The organism is Acinetobacter sp. FDAARGOS_494 (assembly GCF_003812225.1).
GTDB lineage: Bacteria > Pseudomonadota > Gammaproteobacteria > Pseudomonadales > Moraxellaceae > Acinetobacter > Acinetobacter baumannii.
This window is the reverse complement of record NZ_CP033866.1, coordinates 587,599-604,795: the sequence shown is the minus strand read 5'-3', so window position 1 is coordinate 604,795 and position 17,197 is coordinate 587,599. Positions and strand designations below refer to the sequence as shown.

At 38.7% G+C, this 17,197-nt stretch carries 15 protein-coding genes; 7 read left to right on the top strand and 8 right to left on the bottom strand.

Annotated features, from left to right (window positions below; translation table 11 throughout):
- Nucleotides 1-2: 2 nt before the first annotated feature.
- From EG365_RS03115 to EG365_RS03095, 5 genes are all read right to left on the bottom strand, one after another.
- Nucleotides 3-491 (bottom strand): NUDIX hydrolase, encoded by a 489-nt coding sequence (locus EG365_RS03115; protein WP_000741964.1) that lies wholly within the window; start codon nt 489-491, stop codon nt 3-5.
- Nucleotides 492-610: 119 nt separating this feature from the next.
- Complete coding sequence (locus EG365_RS03110) at nt 611-1,156, bottom strand: gamma carbonic anhydrase family protein (protein WP_001107201.1); 546 nt, start codon at nt 1,154-1,156, stop codon at nt 611-613.
- A 99-nt stretch (nt 1,157-1,255) separates the two neighbouring features.
- Entirely contained in the window at nt 1,256-2,404 is a 1,149-nt protein-coding gene (dacC, locus tag EG365_RS03105; protein ID WP_000197256.1) for a D-alanyl-D-alanine carboxypeptidase PBP5/6, read from the bottom strand.
- A gap of 126 nt (nt 2,405-2,530) precedes the next feature.
- Nucleotides 2,531-2,953, bottom strand: coding sequence for an MCR_0457 family protein (locus tag EG365_RS03100; RefSeq protein ID WP_000480885.1), 423 nt, complete (start codon nt 2,951-2,953; stop codon nt 2,531-2,533).
- Between the two features lie 147 nt (nt 2,954-3,100).
- Nucleotides 3,101-3,472 carry an MCR_0457 family protein gene (locus EG365_RS03095; protein ID WP_000846423.1) on the bottom strand — a complete coding sequence of 124 codons (372 nt, stop codon included), beginning with the start codon at nt 3,470-3,472 and terminating at the stop codon, nt 3,101-3,103.
- A gap of 102 nt (nt 3,473-3,574) precedes the next feature.
- On the opposite strand from EG365_RS03095, the gene surE reads away from it, so the two are divergent.
- The 3 genes from surE (at nt 3,575) to EG365_RS03080 (ending at nt 6,318) form a co-directional block, all read left to right on the top strand.
- Nucleotides 3,575-4,342, top strand: coding sequence for a 5'/3'-nucleotidase SurE (gene surE, locus EG365_RS03090; RefSeq protein ID WP_001023216.1), 768 nt, complete (start codon nt 3,575-3,577; stop codon nt 4,340-4,342).
- Between the two features lie 114 nt (nt 4,343-4,456).
- On the top strand, nt 4,457-5,287 hold the full coding sequence (locus EG365_RS03085) for a peptidoglycan DD-metalloendopeptidase family protein (RefSeq protein ID WP_000550750.1): 831 nt from the start codon (nt 4,457-4,459) through the stop codon (nt 5,285-5,287).
- A 101-nt stretch (nt 5,288-5,388) separates the two neighbouring features.
- Nucleotides 5,389-6,318 (top strand): LysR family transcriptional regulator, encoded by a 930-nt coding sequence (locus tag EG365_RS03080; RefSeq protein WP_000886770.1) that lies wholly within the window; start codon nt 5,389-5,391, stop codon nt 6,316-6,318.
- 57 nt (nt 6,319-6,375) lie between these two features.
- On the opposite strand, the gene EG365_RS03075 is transcribed toward EG365_RS03080, so the two are convergent.
- Nucleotides 6,376-8,994 (bottom strand): Lon protease family protein, encoded by a 2,619-nt coding sequence (locus EG365_RS03075; protein WP_000192292.1) that lies wholly within the window; start codon nt 8,992-8,994, stop codon nt 6,376-6,378.
- Nucleotides 8,995-9,160: 166 nt separating this feature from the next.
- Between EG365_RS03075 and EG365_RS03070 the strand changes: the two genes are divergently transcribed.
- From EG365_RS03070 to rpmE, 4 genes are all read left to right on the top strand, one after another.
- Nucleotides 9,161-11,350 (top strand): AmpG family muropeptide MFS transporter, encoded by a 2,190-nt coding sequence (locus EG365_RS03070; protein WP_000428302.1) that lies wholly within the window; start codon nt 9,161-9,163, stop codon nt 11,348-11,350.
- Between the two features lie 2 nt (nt 11,351-11,352).
- Nucleotides 11,353-11,754: a lactoylglutathione lyase gene (gene gloA, locus EG365_RS03065; RefSeq protein WP_001242511.1), complete on the top strand. Its 402-nt coding sequence runs from the start codon at nt 11,353-11,355 to the stop codon at nt 11,752-11,754.
- A 133-nt stretch (nt 11,755-11,887) separates the two neighbouring features.
- Nucleotides 11,888-12,859, top strand: coding sequence for a bile acid:sodium symporter family protein (locus EG365_RS03060; protein WP_001984712.1), 972 nt, complete (start codon nt 11,888-11,890; stop codon nt 12,857-12,859).
- Between the two features lie 193 nt (nt 12,860-13,052).
- On the top strand, nt 13,053-13,277 hold the full coding sequence (gene rpmE / locus EG365_RS03055; RefSeq protein WP_001200845.1) for a 50S ribosomal protein L31: 225 nt from the start codon (nt 13,053-13,055) through the stop codon (nt 13,275-13,277).
- Between the two features lie 62 nt (nt 13,278-13,339).
- Here the strand turns inward: rpmE and EG365_RS03050 are convergent, their stop codons facing one another.
- Nucleotides 13,340-15,448 (bottom strand): EAL domain-containing protein, encoded by a 2,109-nt coding sequence (locus EG365_RS03050; RefSeq protein ID WP_002000052.1) that lies wholly within the window; start codon nt 15,446-15,448, stop codon nt 13,340-13,342.
- Entirely contained in the window at nt 15,445-17,190 is a 1,746-nt protein-coding gene (locus tag EG365_RS03045; protein WP_000981543.1) for a hypothetical protein, read from the bottom strand. Before EG365_RS03045 ends, EG365_RS03050 begins: the two co-directional genes overlap by 4 nt.
- Between the last annotated feature and the right edge of the window lie 7 nt (nt 17,191-17,197).

Below are 17,197 nucleotides of genomic sequence, written 5' to 3'. Positions count from 1 at the left end.
GACTAGGCATCCAAATGAGAAGTTAATGAGGGAGAGAAAGGGTGCTCATAAATAAGAGCTAAAGGATAATGTTGTCCTTTCATGGCGTCTTCAATGGCTTTAATGACAAGAGGACTACGTGCACGGGCAGATTCTTTAAGTTCATCTAGAGTCATCCAGACAGCAGAAACAATACCTGTATCAAGTTTTGGGTCGCTTTCGACGTGGGTCACATGTGCTAAAAAGCAGAAGCGATAATAAGTACGGTCCGGAAACATAGGCGGGGTATAAGTATAAATACCAAGTAGGGCATCTATATCTATATGATGTCCTGTTTCTTCAAGCGTTTCACGGATCGCTGCTTCTGTTAGTGTTTCACCACATTCCACATGACCAGCAGGTTGATTAAACACTGTGTGTACAAAACCTTCGCTATGTTCTTCGACAAAAAGATAGCGTCCATCTTTTTCTACGACTGTAGCGACAGTGACATGAGGAGTCCATGCGGCCATAAAAAAGCACCATGAATTTAAAAGTCGTATGATACGAAATTTAGGGGTTTTTGGCTACGGTCATCTTACAAACGATAGAGCATGCGAATAACTCTATCGTTTGAAAAACTCGATTTGTTTTAATTTATTTGATTATCTTTATGGTTATTTTGCACTTTTACATAATGTCTTGCTGAGTAAGGTAAAAATGCCAATTCTTTTTCGGTTAGAGGACGTACTTGTTGTACGGGGCTTCCAACATAAAGATAACCACTTTTTAAGACTTTACGAGGCGGAACTAAGCTTCCCGCACCAATCATCACATCATCTTCAATAACAACATCATCTAAAATAACCGTATTGATTCCGACTAGTACGCGGTTACCAATAGTACAGCCATGTAAGGTAACATGATGGCCTACTGTCACATCTTCACCAATAATAAGAGGTGAACCATTAGGTTTTGTATCATTTTTATGGCTGACATGTAGCATACAGTGGTCTTGTACATTACTGTTTTTGCCAATTTGAATACTGTTTACATCTCCGCGAATGACTGCAAAAGGCCACACCGAAACATTTTCGGCCAATTTAACATCACCTACAACCACGGACATTTCATCAATGTAACAGCTTGGATCAATTTGTGGGTGATGGTCTAAATAAGGACGGATGTTTTTTGCCATGAGAAGTATCAATAGAAAATTTAGTAAAAGTATAAAATAAAAAAGCACTCACGCTAATAGCATGAGTGCTTAATTCAACTATTCTAAAATTATTTAAATTTAGAATAAGTTGCTGAAGAATTGTTTGATATGGTCAATTAAACGTGCGAAGAAACCAGCTTCTTCAACAGGTTTTAAAGCAACCAATGGTTTTTCAGCAATAACTTTACCATCTAAACTAGCAACAAGCTTACCAACGACTTGACCTTTTTGAAGTGGTGCACTTAGGTTCGGTTGAACAACCAACTGAGTTTTAATGCCGTCCGCTTTGCCTTTAGGCATAGTCACATTAAAGTTTTCAGCTAAACCAACCTGAACTTCATTTTCTTTACCAAACCAAACTTTAGCTTTTGCAAGCACTTGGTTTGCAGGTTGTACATTTGCAGTTTCAAAGTTTGCAAAACCCCATGCCAATAATGCACGAGTTTGGTCAGCACGTTCAGACATGCTTGGTGTACCGAAAATAACTGAGATTAAACGCATTGGACCGCGTTTACTTGAAGTTGTTAAGCAGTAACCAGCTTCATCAGTATGGCCTGTTTTTAAGCCATCAACACTTGGGTCAGTGTAAAGTAAAGCATTACGGTTACCTTGTTTGATACCGTTAAATGTGAATTCTTTTTCAGAATAAATCGGGTAGTATTTTGAGCTGTCTTTAATAATATGTTGTGCTAAAACAGCCATATCTTTTGCAGTTGAGTAATGACCTTCAGCTGGCATACCAGTTGAGTTAATAAACTGGGTATTGGTCATTCCGATACGTTTTGCTTCCTGGTTCATCATGTGAGCAAAAGTACCTTCATTCCCAGCAATATGTTCAGCCATTGCTTTTGATGCATCATTACCTGACTGGATAATAATACCGCGAAGCATTTCTAAAACAGTTGCTGTGCCATTTAATGGAACATACATACATGATTCAGAACTACTGCCTTTACACCAAGCAGATTCATTCATACGAACCTGTTCATTTTCGGTAAGCTCACCTTTTAATAATTTTTGTTCAATGATGTAGCTTGTCATCATTTTAGTCATAGAAGCAGGAGCAAGCTTTTCATTTTCATTTTTAGAAGCGAGAATTTGTCCTGTCTCGTAATCCATTAATACATAAGACTTATTATTTAATTCTGGCGGAGCTGATAAGACAGTTGCTGCATAAGAAAAACTTGGTAAGAGGAGGAGTGCAGCAATAGCGCTTTTTCGAGTCATTCTAGGTAATTCCAATATCTTGTATGAAGCAGAAGAGCCTAGCATTTTAGGATAAAGCAAAGCCGACTTCTATGGGGGAAGTCGGCTTTTTCAAACAGTATTGTAACTAGAGAGTTTTTAACTAATTTAGTTTTGCGATTGATAAGCTTTCACGTCTTGGCAAACTAACGTATTTTGTTCGTTACCAGCAGCTTTTGCATCATTACGTGCTTCTTTTAAGACTTTCTTGAAGCTCTTGTCTTTACTACGTTTTTCTAAAGCTGCAACTGGATCGGCTTCATTTGGCAAATAGTCTTTTACAAGACGCTCATAACCTTGAGCAAATTCGGCATCTTTTTTACCAATTAAACTTGGGCAAATTTCAGAAAGTACTTGAATTGCTGCTAATTCTTCCGGTGTAGTACCTTTGGACGGTGTAACTTCAACAACATTTTCATTTTCAGTTTTCTTTTCAGCTGTTTTTTTCTTGTCAGCAGCATAACCCACTGTTGCCATTGTCATGAGTAAAACAACAGAAAGTGATTGAACTAAACTTTTTTTCATAAACATGGATAACCTGAAACAAAAATTTGAAATATGCCGATAGCTTAAACAATTTAAACGCTAAAAAAATGGAAAAAATGTATTGTTATGTAGGTTTTCTGCTTTATCTCAACAGAAAACCCCAAAGATAAGTGTACTGATTGAGCTAAGCTCTTAATCTTTGTAATTTACCACTTCCTCACAAAGTTCATGTTGTTCGTGGTGATCCATTTCTTTGGCAGCCTGACGTGCTTCACTTAACAGGGTTTTATATTCTGAATCATTTTGCAGCGCAGAGAAGGTAATTGATTTATTGGAATAACCACTCAGGTACATTGCAATAATCTTTTGAGTATTGGTTTCAAGTTTTTTATTTGCACCAACAAAAGTAGGGCAAATTTCCTGTAAGACTTGAGTAGAGGCAATGTCATCTTTAATTAAGCTGTCAGCTTCTTGTGTTGAGATACCCTCATCAGCAAAAACCGCTTGAGTACACAATGTGATACTGATCCCCAATACTTGAAAAAAAGGAGCGAAAGTTTTCATTTTTTCACAATTTTATAATGCTATGGAGGCATAAATATATATAATTCAACAAATAATTCAATTGAGAAAACCTCTGGGTTTATTTGTCGAGAAAGATTTTTTGTGAATATTTTAATTGCCAATGATGACGGTGTCTTTGCACCAGGTATACAAGCTTTAGCTGACGCATTAAAACCACTAGGCCGTGTTGTAGTGGTTGCTCCAGAAAGTGAAAGAAGCGGGTTTTCGAGTGCCTTAACTTTAGATCGTCCTTTACGTCCTATTCAAATTGCTGAAGATGTATGGGCTGTTAATGGAACACCAGCCGATTGTGTTTATTTATCCATGAATGGATTATTTGATTTCGAATTTGATTTGGTTGTCAGTGGGATCAATAGTGGCGCAAATTTAGGCGATGATGTTTTATATTCGGGAACTGTTGGTGCAGCCTTTGAAGGTCGTTTAATGAAACAACCTGCAATTGCGGTTTCTTTGGCTGGGCCTGATGTACGTTCATACGACCATAAAGATGATTATGCGCAAGCAGCTAAATGGGTACATGACTTTATCGCAAAAGGATTACCTGCACTGCCACCGCGACATATTTTTAATATTAATATTCCAGATGTACCTCAGCTTAAAGGTACACAAATTACTTACCAAGGCCGCCGTGCCCAATCTAAACCTATCACCAGCCATGTAGACCCTAGAGGAAGACAGGTTTACTGGATTGGTCTTGCGGGTGAGGCGGTAACTGATCCACAGCGTATTGCTAGTCAAATACAATCTGATTTTTTTGCGGTCGCGAATGGTTTTGTGAGCGTGACGCCAATTCAGATGGATGCAACAAACTATGCGGTTTTAGAAGATTTGCAGGCCAGTTTGGGGTAATAAACTGAGCCGAATGTTATAACTTTGTGAATAAAGAAAAAGAGGAACATGTTTCCTCTTACTTTTTTGGTACTCTTAGCCGAAATGATTTGTAGCATTTAGTGAGGGAGATCGATGCATTTAACTGGGCAACAAAGCAGATTGCATATTCAAAGAGACAAAATAATGAAAATTATGATGTTGTCTGTAGCTGTAGGTTTTACTGTTGCAATGGCAGGATGTGCTTCTAAACCACAAATTAATAATAGTTCTCGCTATGCAATGGCTCCTAACTATTACACAGTCCGTTCAGGTGATACTTTAAGTGGTATTGCAATGCGCTATGGTCTGGACTATCTCAGTATTGCAGAGATGAATGGTATTGCACCGCCATATCGTATTTATGTTAATCAATCATTACGATTGAAGAAATCTTCTTCACCAAGAACTGTGTCGACACAAGTCATGGCGCAACCGGAACCAATTAAGCGTCAAACAATTGCTTTACCGACAACTACTGCACCAACCACAACCACTCCACCGCCAGCAACTGTTGCGCCATCAACCAATACAACAGTGGGAGCATCTATTCCAAGCTCAAGCTTACGTTGGGTGAAACCAAATAACGGTCCGGTTATTCAAGGCTTTAATTTGGCGAATAATGTCAAAGGAATCCGTTACGGTGGTAACCAAGGTGACCCGATTTATGCGGCGGCTGATGGTCAAGTTGTATACGCAGCCGATGGTCTGAAAGAATATGGTAACTTAGTTTTAATTAAACATATTGATGGTTACATCAGTGCGTATGCCCACAATAGCAAGATGATGGTGAAGAGTGGTGACAATGTAACCGCAGGCCAAAAGATTGCTGAAATGGGGTCTTCAGGGGCATCTCGCGTTATGCTTGAGTTCCAAATTCGCCTTGACGGTAAACCGATCAACCCTGCAAATCTTTTACCAAATTAGCTAATGCATTAAATATAGGTTTCCTCGTATAATACAATTGGTTGCTTTCATTACAACAATAAGCATTTTTTATAAATTTAGAATTAGATTTGAGGAAACCTATGTTAGATCAGCTTCGTGCTATGGGTGTTTTTGCTTGTGTGGTTGAAAAAAGTTCATTTAGTGGTGCGGCACGTGAATTAGGCATTACAACAAGTGCTGTAAGTCAGCAAATCCGTTCTCTTGAAAATGAAATGGATGTAATTTTATTACATCGTTCTACGCGAAAACTTAGTTTGACTGAGGCAGGGCAGGCTTTTTTCTCAAGTTGCCAAGAAATGTTGGCAGCCGCAGAAAGAGGCAAAATCAGAATCAATGAATTGCGAGATGATTTGATTGGTGACTTGCGTATTGCAACTACCCCTGATTTAGCAGTTCAGCACATTATTCCTGCTTTATCTCACTGGATGTCTGCCCATCGTGGTCTATCTGTTCATTTTGAAGTGGGGCATCGATATATCGATTTAATCGAAGAGCGAATTGATATTGCAGTGCGCATGAGTTCTACAGCGGTAGAAGAGAGCGACTCTGTTATTCCTATGGCTTTTGTCGATCAGATTTTGGTAGCCTCTCCCAGCTATCTCAATCAAACAAGCCCGATCTTGCATCCAAATGATTTAAACAACCATGAGTTGCTTTCTATCAATGCAATGAATGACTCACGTAGTTTTAATTTTCAGCACGCTAAAACTGGTGAAAAATTAAATATAGAGATGGCAAGCCGTTTGCAAAGTAATAATTTACAAGTGGCTAAAGCGCTATGCCAGCAAGGGCATGGAATTGCCAGAATTTTATATTTAGATGCTCAAAAAGAATTAAAGAATGGTTCTTTAATTGAAATCCTTCCAGATTGGAAACTCCCAGCTTTCACTTTATACGCAGAGATTGCAAAACACGATCAACAGCCAATGAAAATTCAACGTTGTGTCGAAGCGCTTAAGCAATACTTTAGTCAGTTGGCTGGCGGAAGAGCAATGCAGATTGTTCGTTAATTTTTACCTCATTCATAGAAAAGGGCTTGTAAAAACAAGCCCTTTTTTATGTCAGTGTTATTTTTGCTTTAGCGTAGCAACTTCCTCTTGAGTTTCTTGAGGAAGATCATCGGCTGTGAGCTCTTCATGCTTTTTAATTTTTTTCTTATTTTTCTTTTTCTTCTTTGGCTCCTCTTCAACTTCTGCGCCATCTTCGATCGCTTGCCAGTATTCAAGCTGTTCCATTACAGCAGCATAAATAGAGTGTTTGCTGTATTTGCCTTTTTTGTCGAGAGTACCAACAGGGCGAGCCATTAAAATCTCAAGTGCTTGATCAATTGTATCAATTGCATGGATATGGAATTGACCCATTCGCACCGCATCAATCACATCTTGACGTAGCATTAAGTGTTGCATGTTTTGGCGTGGAATAATGACACCCTGTTTGCCAGTTAAACCTTGTAGCTTACATGCATCATAGAAGCCTTCAATTTTCGCATTTACGCCACCAATTGGTTGAACTTGACCTAACTGGTTCATAGAACCGGTAATTGCCCATGACTGATCAATTGGTAACTGACTAATTGCAGAGATTAATGCAGAAAGCTCGGCAACTGTTGCACTGTCGCCGTCCACTTGGCCGTAGCTCTGTTCAAAAGCCAGAGCAGCAGAAAAATGTAAAATCTGTTCACGTCCAAAGTGAGCTTTTAAGAAGCTAGACATGAGTAACACGCCTTTGGCATGCAATGAACCACCTAGTTCTACGCTACGTTCAATATCAAGAATATCACCACCGCCTTGATAAACCGAGGCAGTTAAGCGTGAAGGTAAACCAAACTCAACATCTGCATAGTGAATGACAGAGAGGGCATTAATTTGACCTAAACGATGGCCAGAAGTTTCGATTAACTGGGTTCCACGCGATAAATCTTGCCAGTAAAGTTCTCTTAAATAGCCTAAGCGATATTGTCGGTGTTGTAGGGCAAGGTTAATGTGCTGGTCGGTTACCATCTTATCATTGGCTTTAAATGCATGATGATGCGCTTCACGAATAAGATCACCCAACGTTGAAGCATGTAACGACAATGAGCTTTGGTCTTCGGCCTGACGGCTTGAGTCTGTCAGTAATGCCGCTAGAGCACTGCGGTCAAATGGAAGCAGTTTATCGGCTTGTACATAGTCTGCAATCAGCTGCATATAAGCTTGTTCATTTTCGTCATTACGTTGTAATGTATCGGTAAAATCTGCGCGAATTTTAAATACGCTACCAAGCTCTGGTTCTACTTCTAAAATTTCATAATAAATCTCAGGCTCTGCCATCAGTACCACTTTAATATCAAGTGGAATAGCAGCAGGCTCTATCGAGATACTGCCGGTTAAAGTCAACATATGTTCAAGAGAAGAGAGCTTGAGTTGGCCCGATTTTAAGGCACGCTTTAAACCTTGCCATGCATAAGGCTGTTCGAGTAGTTGTTCAGCCTCCAGCATTAAAAAACCACCATTGGCTTGATGTAGGGCACCGGGACGAATAAGAGTGAAATCTGTAGTAATTGTGCCGTTGTGGGTGAGTTGTTCTACATGACCCAGCAAGTTGTAGTGCGTTGGGAAATCTTCAAAAATAACTGGTGCACCGCTATTTGGCTTGTTTGAGACAATCACATTTGCTTGATAACGCGCTGGTACACGATTGAACATAGCAGGAGCAAAGTCATCTTCTTCTTGTTCTAAAATTAACTCAACATTGTCAATGATATCTTGAGCATACTGTTTTAAATAATCTTCAAGGCCTTTCACTTGCCCATATTTATTTAAAATTAAGTCCATGCGTGGCATAACCACTTGAGTGGCGATGTCTCGATTTAAAACAGAAACTTTGTCGCGTGCATCATCTTCTAAGTCGCCCAAATGCAGACCAAGACGCTCAAGCTTTTTATCCATATAGCGAATATTGGCTGCAATCTCAGCACGCTGTTTGCTATTTAAAGCGTCAATTTCTGTTTGAGTCAGTTCTTGAACCTGATTATCTTTTAACTGTACAGGTACAAAGCCATGTTTCTCATTTCGAGAAATCAATTTTAGATCAAGTTCTTCGCCTTCTTTCGTTAATTCGACAAGTGCTTGTTGCTGTTCATCACCAGTTTCCTGACGGATTCGCTCGATACGGTTATGATAAGTCTCTGCGCTAAAACGACGTTCAAGCTGCTTTAAAATAATTTGCCAAGTTTGATGAAGAGTTTGTTGAAACTTGGTTCCTTGTCCAGCAGGAAAGCGTAGCGCAATAGGCTGACGAGCCTGTTTAAAGTTATAAACATATACCCAATCATCTGGAGTAGGCACTGTTTTGGCATGTTGTTGTAGTAAACGCTTAATCATGGTGCGTTTACCTAAGCCTGCTGTTCCTACCGCAAAAATGTTATAACCAGAGTAGGGTAAGGAAATACCGGCTTCTACCGAAGCTTTGGCGCGATCTTGCCCTAAAAAGTTGTTGAGCGGCTTGATGCGTTTTGTTGAGGCTGGAATATTTTCAAAATTTGGAATATGCGTAAGTTGTTCGGGTTTTAACGCTGTTTTATCTAAAGTCATTTTAATATCAGGTTGCTCAAAAGCTGAAGGAAATGCATTTATTGTGACGTTTGTGGTGTTTGTTTTAGCGAGTGATAAAGTTGAAGATGTCACTTGATCAAGTTTTTGTGTCACTGTTGATATCCAGCAAAAGAAAACGAAGGTTGAAGATTAAAGGTATACAGGTTTAGCATAAAATATCAAGCAAACTTGCCGTTTTTATCATCAAAACAAAACTTGATTGCATAAAGAATCTTGAAAGCAATTGTAAGAAGCGATTGAATAGGCGCATTTATAATTTATGGAAAATAAAAAACGAATGACCACACAAACCTCTGGTTGGGTCTCGGCGTTTAAAGCATTTTTAGACCGTCGTGCATTAATTATGCTATTTCTGGGTTTTTCTGCCGGAATACCCATTTTATTGATTTTCTCTAGTCTCTCTTTATGGCTAGGTGAAGCAGGCATTGATAAAAGTGCCGTCACTTTTTTCAGTTGGGCGGCTTTAGGATATTCCTTTAAATTTGTTTGGGCTCCCTTAATTGATGAGTTACCTGTACCAGTCTTAACTAAAGCTTTAGGCCGAAGACGTGCATGGTTGCTTATTGCGCAGTGTTTAATCGTACTTGCGATATGTACAATGGCTTTTGCCGACCCTGCTTTAGGTCACAGTTATCTTGTTCAAATGGCGGCAGGCGCAGTTTTACTTGGCTTCTCGGCTGCAACGCAAGATATTGTGATTGATGCTTATCGTATTGAGCTGGCTGAAACTGAAATGCAGACAGTGTTGGCATCAACTTATAATGCGGGTTACCGGATCGGTATGATTGTAGCTGGTGCTGGTGCATTATTCTTAGCGGCGCATTTGGGGACCGCAAAAGGAAATTATATTTACGAGGCTTGGAAGACGACCTATTTAACGATGGCAGCAGTCATGTTGGTCGGTATTATTACAACTTTACTCGTTCGTGAACCTAAAGTTGATCGTATATATAAAAACTATAAATCAAGTGATTATTACCGTCTGGTTTTAGTATTTTTTATTGCAGTTATCTCATTTGTATTAACCTATATTTACTCAGGCCAAGTTACCGAAGCAATTTCAAAAGCTGGCAATATTCAAGATAGTGCTGCTTTATTTGGTTTAGAAGCTTTAAGGTTCTTAACGGCGACAGGTGTTGCCATTCTAGCTGGTTATCTATTGGTTAAAATAGGTGTGGTGAACCAGCAAATGGCTAAGGAAACTTGGATTGCCCCAATTCTGGATTTCTTTAAACGTTATGGTGTCAAACTTGCCTTAGTACTTCTATTCTTGATTGGGTTCTTCCGTATTTCAGACATTATTGCTGGTGTGATTTCTAATGTCTTTTATCAAGATCTGAACTTTAGCAAAGAACAAATTGCTGAAGCCGTAAAAGTTTATGGTGTTATTTTCAGTTTGGTGGGTGGTTTCTTAGGTGGCTTATTAGCTCAACGTATGAACATCATGAAACTGATGTTCGTTGGTGCTGTATTGGCAAGCTCTACTAATCTCATTTTCATTGGCTTAGTAAAATCTGGAAAACCGCTTGATATGGTGGATGTCCAAATTGGGAATAACCATTATAAAGTGAAGCCAGATGAAGTGGGGTATTGGAAGCTCAAAGTGCCAAGCTCAAGTTTTAATGGCACCCAACAAATTGATGTCAAAGCTGGTTATGCTTTGCAAGATCAACAAGCCGAGACTATCGTTCGGGCTCAACCTCTAGTGACAACTCACTCTGAGAGTGTTCCTTTACAAATTTTACCTTTAATGGGAAGTGATCAGATATCGGCTAACTCTTCCGAAGGCAGTGTCGTGATTCGTGGGCAGTATTTTGGTAAAGCCTTATCACCTACTCAAAAGATTGTGGTGAATCTTGATGGACAAAATTTTGATGCAAAAATGACAGATCAAAAGGGCGTGTTTAACGCAGCAATTGATATGCAAAAATTATTGTCATCACCAAGTAAGCAACTTACTGCTTCAATTGTCGATGGAAATCAAAAAATATTATCGATTGCTCACCATTATGAAGTCGCTTCAAATTCTGTACCAAAACCTGAATTAGATGTGAATATTGATCCTTTACCGTACATTGATACTCAATCAGGTCAAGAAGTTGAGATTAGTGGTAAAGTCATTAAACCTTATAGCTCACTATGGCTTTATTTTGCCATTGTTGTTGATAACATGGCTTCAGGCTTAGCCGGTGCGGCATTTATTGCGTTCCTTTCAAGTTTGACCAGTGTGTCATTTACTGCTGTTCAATATGCGATCTTTAGCTCACTTATGACCCTTACCCCAAAACTTTTAGGTGGATATTCGGGTACCATAGTGAGTAATATTGGATACCCAAACTTCTTTTTGATGACCACAATGATCGGGATTCCAATCTTAATTTTAGTTGTTTGGGTTGGAAAACTGCTTAAAGATCATCAAACACATGACATAGAAAAGGCAGGTGAATAAACATGCGAATGCTTCATACAATGTTGCGAGTAGGCAATTTAGAACAATCTTTAAAGTTCTATACCGAAGTATTAGGGATGAAGTTACTTCGTAAGCGTGATTATGAAGAAGGTCGCTTTACACTGGCATTTGTTGGTTATGGCGATGAAGAAAATAATACCGTGCTTGAACTTACTCATAACTGGGATACCTCAAGTTATGATTTAGGAAATGGCTATGGTCACATTGCGATTGGTGTTGAAGATGCTTATAAAGCATGTGAAGAAATCAAAGCACGTGGTGGTAAAGTCGTTCGTGAAGCTGGCCCAATGAAGGGTGGTGTAACGGTGATTGCATTTGTTGAAGATCCGGATGGCTACAAAGTCGAGCTTATTCAACAAGACGCAAATGCTAGAAATAATTAAATAAATGACTCAGGCGCTTTAAGATTTAGGTCTTAAAAGTCTAGCTTTATTTTTATAGCCCAGTATGATGAAGGCTTGACCAAATGGTCAATTTATCAACTGGGCTTTTCTTTATCTAAAATAATCATAGGATGTGAACATGCTGAAGTTCTTGGCACTTGATCGATTTACAATTTTGTTGGTTGGCATGGTACTACTAGCAACTTTTTTTCCAGTCAGTGGTCAAGCTGCGCAGTATTTCAATACATTAACTACAGTCGCGATTGCTATTTTATTTTTCTTGCATGGTGCCAAGCTGTCTCGTGAGGCAGTCATTGAAGGTATTTTGCATTGGAAAATGCACTTACTGGTATTTGCAATTACATTCTTTATTTTTCCTGCTATTGGTTTATTGGCTAAACCTATTCTTTTACCTCTATTAGGGCAGCAGCTCTATTGGGGTTTTTTGTTTATGTGTTTCTTGCCATCTACTGTTCAGTCTTCTATTGCATTTACTTCAGTTGCAAAAGGGAATGTAGCGGGGGCAGTATGTAGTGCATCTTTCTCAAACTTGGTAGGTATGTTTATTACGCCAGTTTTAGTCAGTTTCTTTATTTTAGGACAAAGTCAGCACGGATTTGATCCTACATCTTCAATTATACAAATTACTTTGTTGCTATTAGTGCCTTTTGTTTTAGGGCAATTACTTCGTCCCTATGTTTTTCCATATATGGCAAAAGTACCAAGTATTGTAAAAGCATTTGACCAAGGTTCAATTTTGATGGTGGTCTATGGTGCATTTAGTGGGGCAGTGGTTGCGGGGCTTTGGCATCAGGTGAGTTGGAAAACCTTACTGCTTTTAACCATTGCTTGTTCTGTTTTACTCACCATTATTATGCTGCTTGCACTTTATTTACCGCGCGCTTTTGGTTTTAACCGAGCTGATCAAATTACAGTGTTCTTTTGTGGCTCAAAAAAGACCTTGGCCAGTGGTGTACCTATGGCACAAATCTTATTTATTGGCCAACCTTTAGGTATGATTGTTTTACCAATTATGATCTTTCACCAAATCCAGTTAATGGTCTGTGGGGTAATTGCAAATTACTTGGCTAAATCCCAAGATTAATTCGCAAAAAAAATTTATATGGCGTATAATACTGCCCACTTGTTGTGCTTAGCTCTAACCCTTGAGGTTTCGGTGGGCCAAAAGAATGGTCTGTTGTGGTGTTGATCTGCTTGTAAAAGCTTTCCTCAATTTAATTGAGAGTGATCAATTGCGATGACAGCTTAAGCCTTTCTTCAATTAGGAGTAATCGACGATGCGCGCCGATATTCACCCAAAATATGAAAAATTAGTTGCAACTTGTTCTTGCGGTAACGTAATCGAAACTCGTTCTGCTTTAGGTAAAGAAACTATTTACCTTGACGTATGTTCAGCTTGCCACCCTTTCTACACTGGTAAACAAAAGAATGTAGACACTGGTGGTCGTATCGACAAATTCAAACAACGTTTTGCTGGTATGTCTCGCTCTATCAAGCGTTAATACTTCAAAACGAAACAAAAAACGGGCTTATGCCCGTTTTTTGTTTTTAATATACAAGACCATTATTGGTCTTGTACATCTGTTAAGCGGTCAAGTTTTTTCTGGAAATAATCCCCTTGTAGAAAGCGCGCTTCTACATTCCATGCATTGGCAAACAGGTTCATATCATTCAAGTGAGCTAATAAAATTCCAATCGGTTTTACAGTCAAATAGTTCAATATTTTTTCTTGCAAGTTATTAAGCCCTTGGTCTGAGCTTAATAGATCAGTTTTGCTGGACTGTAATTTTACAAGATGAATATCAAGCTGCTGTAATATTGAATCGCTATACATAGAAGAAGCAAAATCTCGAATTGAAATTTCCGCACCATGTTGGCGTAAGCGAGCAATGTGCTGTTGAGCAATTGGAAGATAAGGCTGAAGAGCTTGTTCTGAAAATTGCAAAATCAGTGGGCTTTCAATTTTACTTCCGATAATAGTTAGTAGTTTGGAAATCAGCTCAGGGAATGTTTTATCTTTTAGCAAAATATCAATATTAAGGTTAATAATGAGTTTCGCTTTAGGATACTGAGCAATGAAATTATGAAGCTGTTTACACGCTTCTACCAATATCCAGCGGTCTAACTGAATTGAAAGTTCGGCATCTTCTTTAAGATCACTTAAATCATTTAAGTCATACCATTGTTCACCAGCAATAAAACCACTTGTCACTTCATAGTTATGAGTTTCTTGGTCATGCTTATCGTAAATTTGCTGGTACTTCAGATGTATTTCGCCCTGAGCTAGTTTTTGTCTTAATTGCTGGAGCAAAGAGGACTGAGGCGTATGGTCAAAATGTTCAATTGTTAAATCAAGAGGAACAGCTTCAATGCTCGGTGAAACCGTTTTGTCTACGGTTGGCATTACTTCAAGTTGAGGTGTAACCTGAGGTAAGCCTTGCTTTTCCGCCTCGTTCAATAATGAGCTAAAAGAGTTCTCAGTTAATGGTTGGTTGAGAAAAGCATAACCAAGCTTTAACTGCACTGAAAAGTTTTGCTCATTCACTTTTAACAAGTGTTCTTTTTGCAAAGTTTGTAAACTCGTCAGCTGTGAGTTTAAAACTGAACTATTTTCGGCTTGTAAAATCCCGACATAACTACCCAAGTCGACTTGGAAAATCGGCATCTGTGCATGGTCTTTTAAAAAACCATGGAGCTGATTGAAATATTGCCCTAAAGTTTGCCAACCCTGTTGAAAAATTCGTTCTGGGCACTGTGCAAGTCTAAATAAAACAACGGCGTTTGCTTGGGCAGGGTGGGTCGATAAATGACGATTAATCTGCGGCCAAGCTGCACTCAACCCAACACTTTTTTCGGACGGAGCACTATTTGCTGGAGCAGTTAAATCAACTTGATAGTCGATGGTGAGTTGTACTGCGTCTTCTTCTTGGCTTGGAATAAACTCGAGTTTTAGCGCATTATTACCAGAAATACCCTGATGCTGACTCTGAATTTCAAAGCGTGCTTGATCGAACTGGCCTAAAGAAATTTTCTTAAACCGCTGTTTAAAAATATTTAAATCGTTGGGTTGTAAGACATCTAAAATCGGCAATCCAATAATATCTTCTTCTTTCTGGAAACCAAAAAGATTCAAATATTCGGTATTTGCCTTAATGTGGATGCCTTCTTGAAAAATAGCAACCGCTTTATGGCTGTTGTCGACCAGCGTTTGCGTATGCGTATGAATGGTATCAAGCTCGGCCAAAAGATGTTGTTCCGTCTGTAAAAGGCGGCTGTATGACAGTGCCCGAACCAGCGTAATATAGAAATAATCTAGCGGTTCTAATGGGACTACATCATAAATCCCTTTTTGAATATAGCTTTGATATTGCTGCGCTTGGTAATCATCTGGCTGTAAAAGTAATATTGGAAGCTGCGGCTGTTCTGAGGCTTGAACAAGGGAGAGAGTTTGTTCAATTTTCAAATCATAGGCGCGACCAAAAATAATGACATCCCAAGATGTATTGAGCTGCTTTTCAAAACTTTTTAAATCATCAAGTAATAAGGCATTAACTTGATAATCATTCCCCGATAATAAATTTAAAATTTGGTTATAACGTAACTGGTTATCATCAATAATGAGTAAACGTATTTCAGTACGTTTTAACCTTTTAGATAGTAAAGAGTTTCTCACTTTAATGCTTCCCATAAATCTTGGCTATTCACGGTGTTATTCTTTTTCAGCATGAACTGATCAAGCAGGTACTGTTGCTGCTCATTCAGAAGCTCAAATTGAAATTGAATAAAACTTTGAGTAATGAGTTGTGCTTTGAGTAGATACACTTTGATTTCTTCTGTCCCCAATCGTAAATGAATTGTTTGTTGCTCTCTAAAAATTTGAGACCCCGGTAAAATAAGCGTGTTTTGTATTTCTTCTAAGTTTTGAGTTTGTAGTAATAATGCAGGGTGATAATTACGTGTATGACGCTCTGCCTGAATATGTACAGCGCAAGGGAACATGGCTTGTGAAAGAATTTCTAAACCCAGTTCCAGACTTTTTTCTGTAGATTGTTTAATCCAGCGAATTACACCGCCACGCCACTGACCATGTAGCGTTTCCTTCACCAAAATATATTCGCCAGTTCTTAAGTTTTTAGGTGCTTCGCCGGACCATTTAATACGATAGCCATTAACACTAATATCAAGTACGGTAGTTTGATAAATGGTTTTACTCTCACGGCTTAAGCGTTGATAAGACGAGGTTTGTTGTTCTTTTTTCTCTAAATTGGATAAGACTTTCGATTCACTTTGTAAATTATAGTTATTACTTAGTTGTAGCGTTTCTTCAAAGTTTTTGGCTTTAGACAAATAGAAATGTGCAGTACTTAAGCCAAAACAAATTTGTAAAGCTGCATTATATTCATAACGCTCATGACGGCGCTGTGCTGTGGTGCCCAAAATCGTTTGAACGTGAAACTTTAATGCGGGACTTAAATAAATCTTTTCATTTTTAGACATATATTGAGCATTTTTATGCATGGTGGCAGTGACATGCTCAAGCAAAGCTTGCGTGCTAATAAAAATACTTGGGTTGAAATTCGAGCTTTGTTTTTTGTTATATACAGGCGGATGATCTTTAGTTGGGTCCACCACATACTTTGTTGAAGCAGTGTCTTTCGGCAAGATCTGAATCATGCGTGCCCAATCAAAACTACATTGAAACAGGGCTTGAATTTCTGACTGGCGAATCTGATTGGTGTTAAAAATATCTAATAAAATAAGCTGTGCATAAGCCTGCGTAATATTGGCTAACGGGTGCTGTACACCTTGAATATGATTAATATTGGTTAAATGATATTTGTATTGAACCGCTGTTTCATAAAGCTGGTGGGCAATTAACCATTGACCTTTGACAGGTTCGCTATAGAGCATATGCTGTTGATATAAAAGATTGGTCAACTGCTGCAATGCGTGGAATGTCGCCAGAATTCGTGCGGTTTGTAAGTTTTTCTTTTGTTTAAAAGAGAACAAAGAAAACTTCTGCTTTTGTAGCTGTTCGTGGCTTGTTTGCGCAATATTTAAATAAATACTGGCAAAATAACAGCGCAGAAGCATGGCCAGCTCAATAATGTGCTCGTTACGGTCGGTACTAATGACACCTTGGTTAAAGAAGTTTTTTTCTAAACTCGCCAACACATTATTAATGGTTGGGTGAAGTGTCTGAATTAAGTCAAAGCGTAAGGTTTCACTACAATTTAACTCATTCAGTTCCAAAATTGCTGTAAATAGCGCTTTTGAAGTATCACCCAATTGCATAATAGAAAGGGTAGTGACCCACTCATTAAGATCTTTAATGTTGGCTTCACAAAAGCTTAACCGTTCACGAGTAAGTGCGGTTTGATTGTGAAAAATGTCCGAAAGCGCATTATTCATCATCACTTAT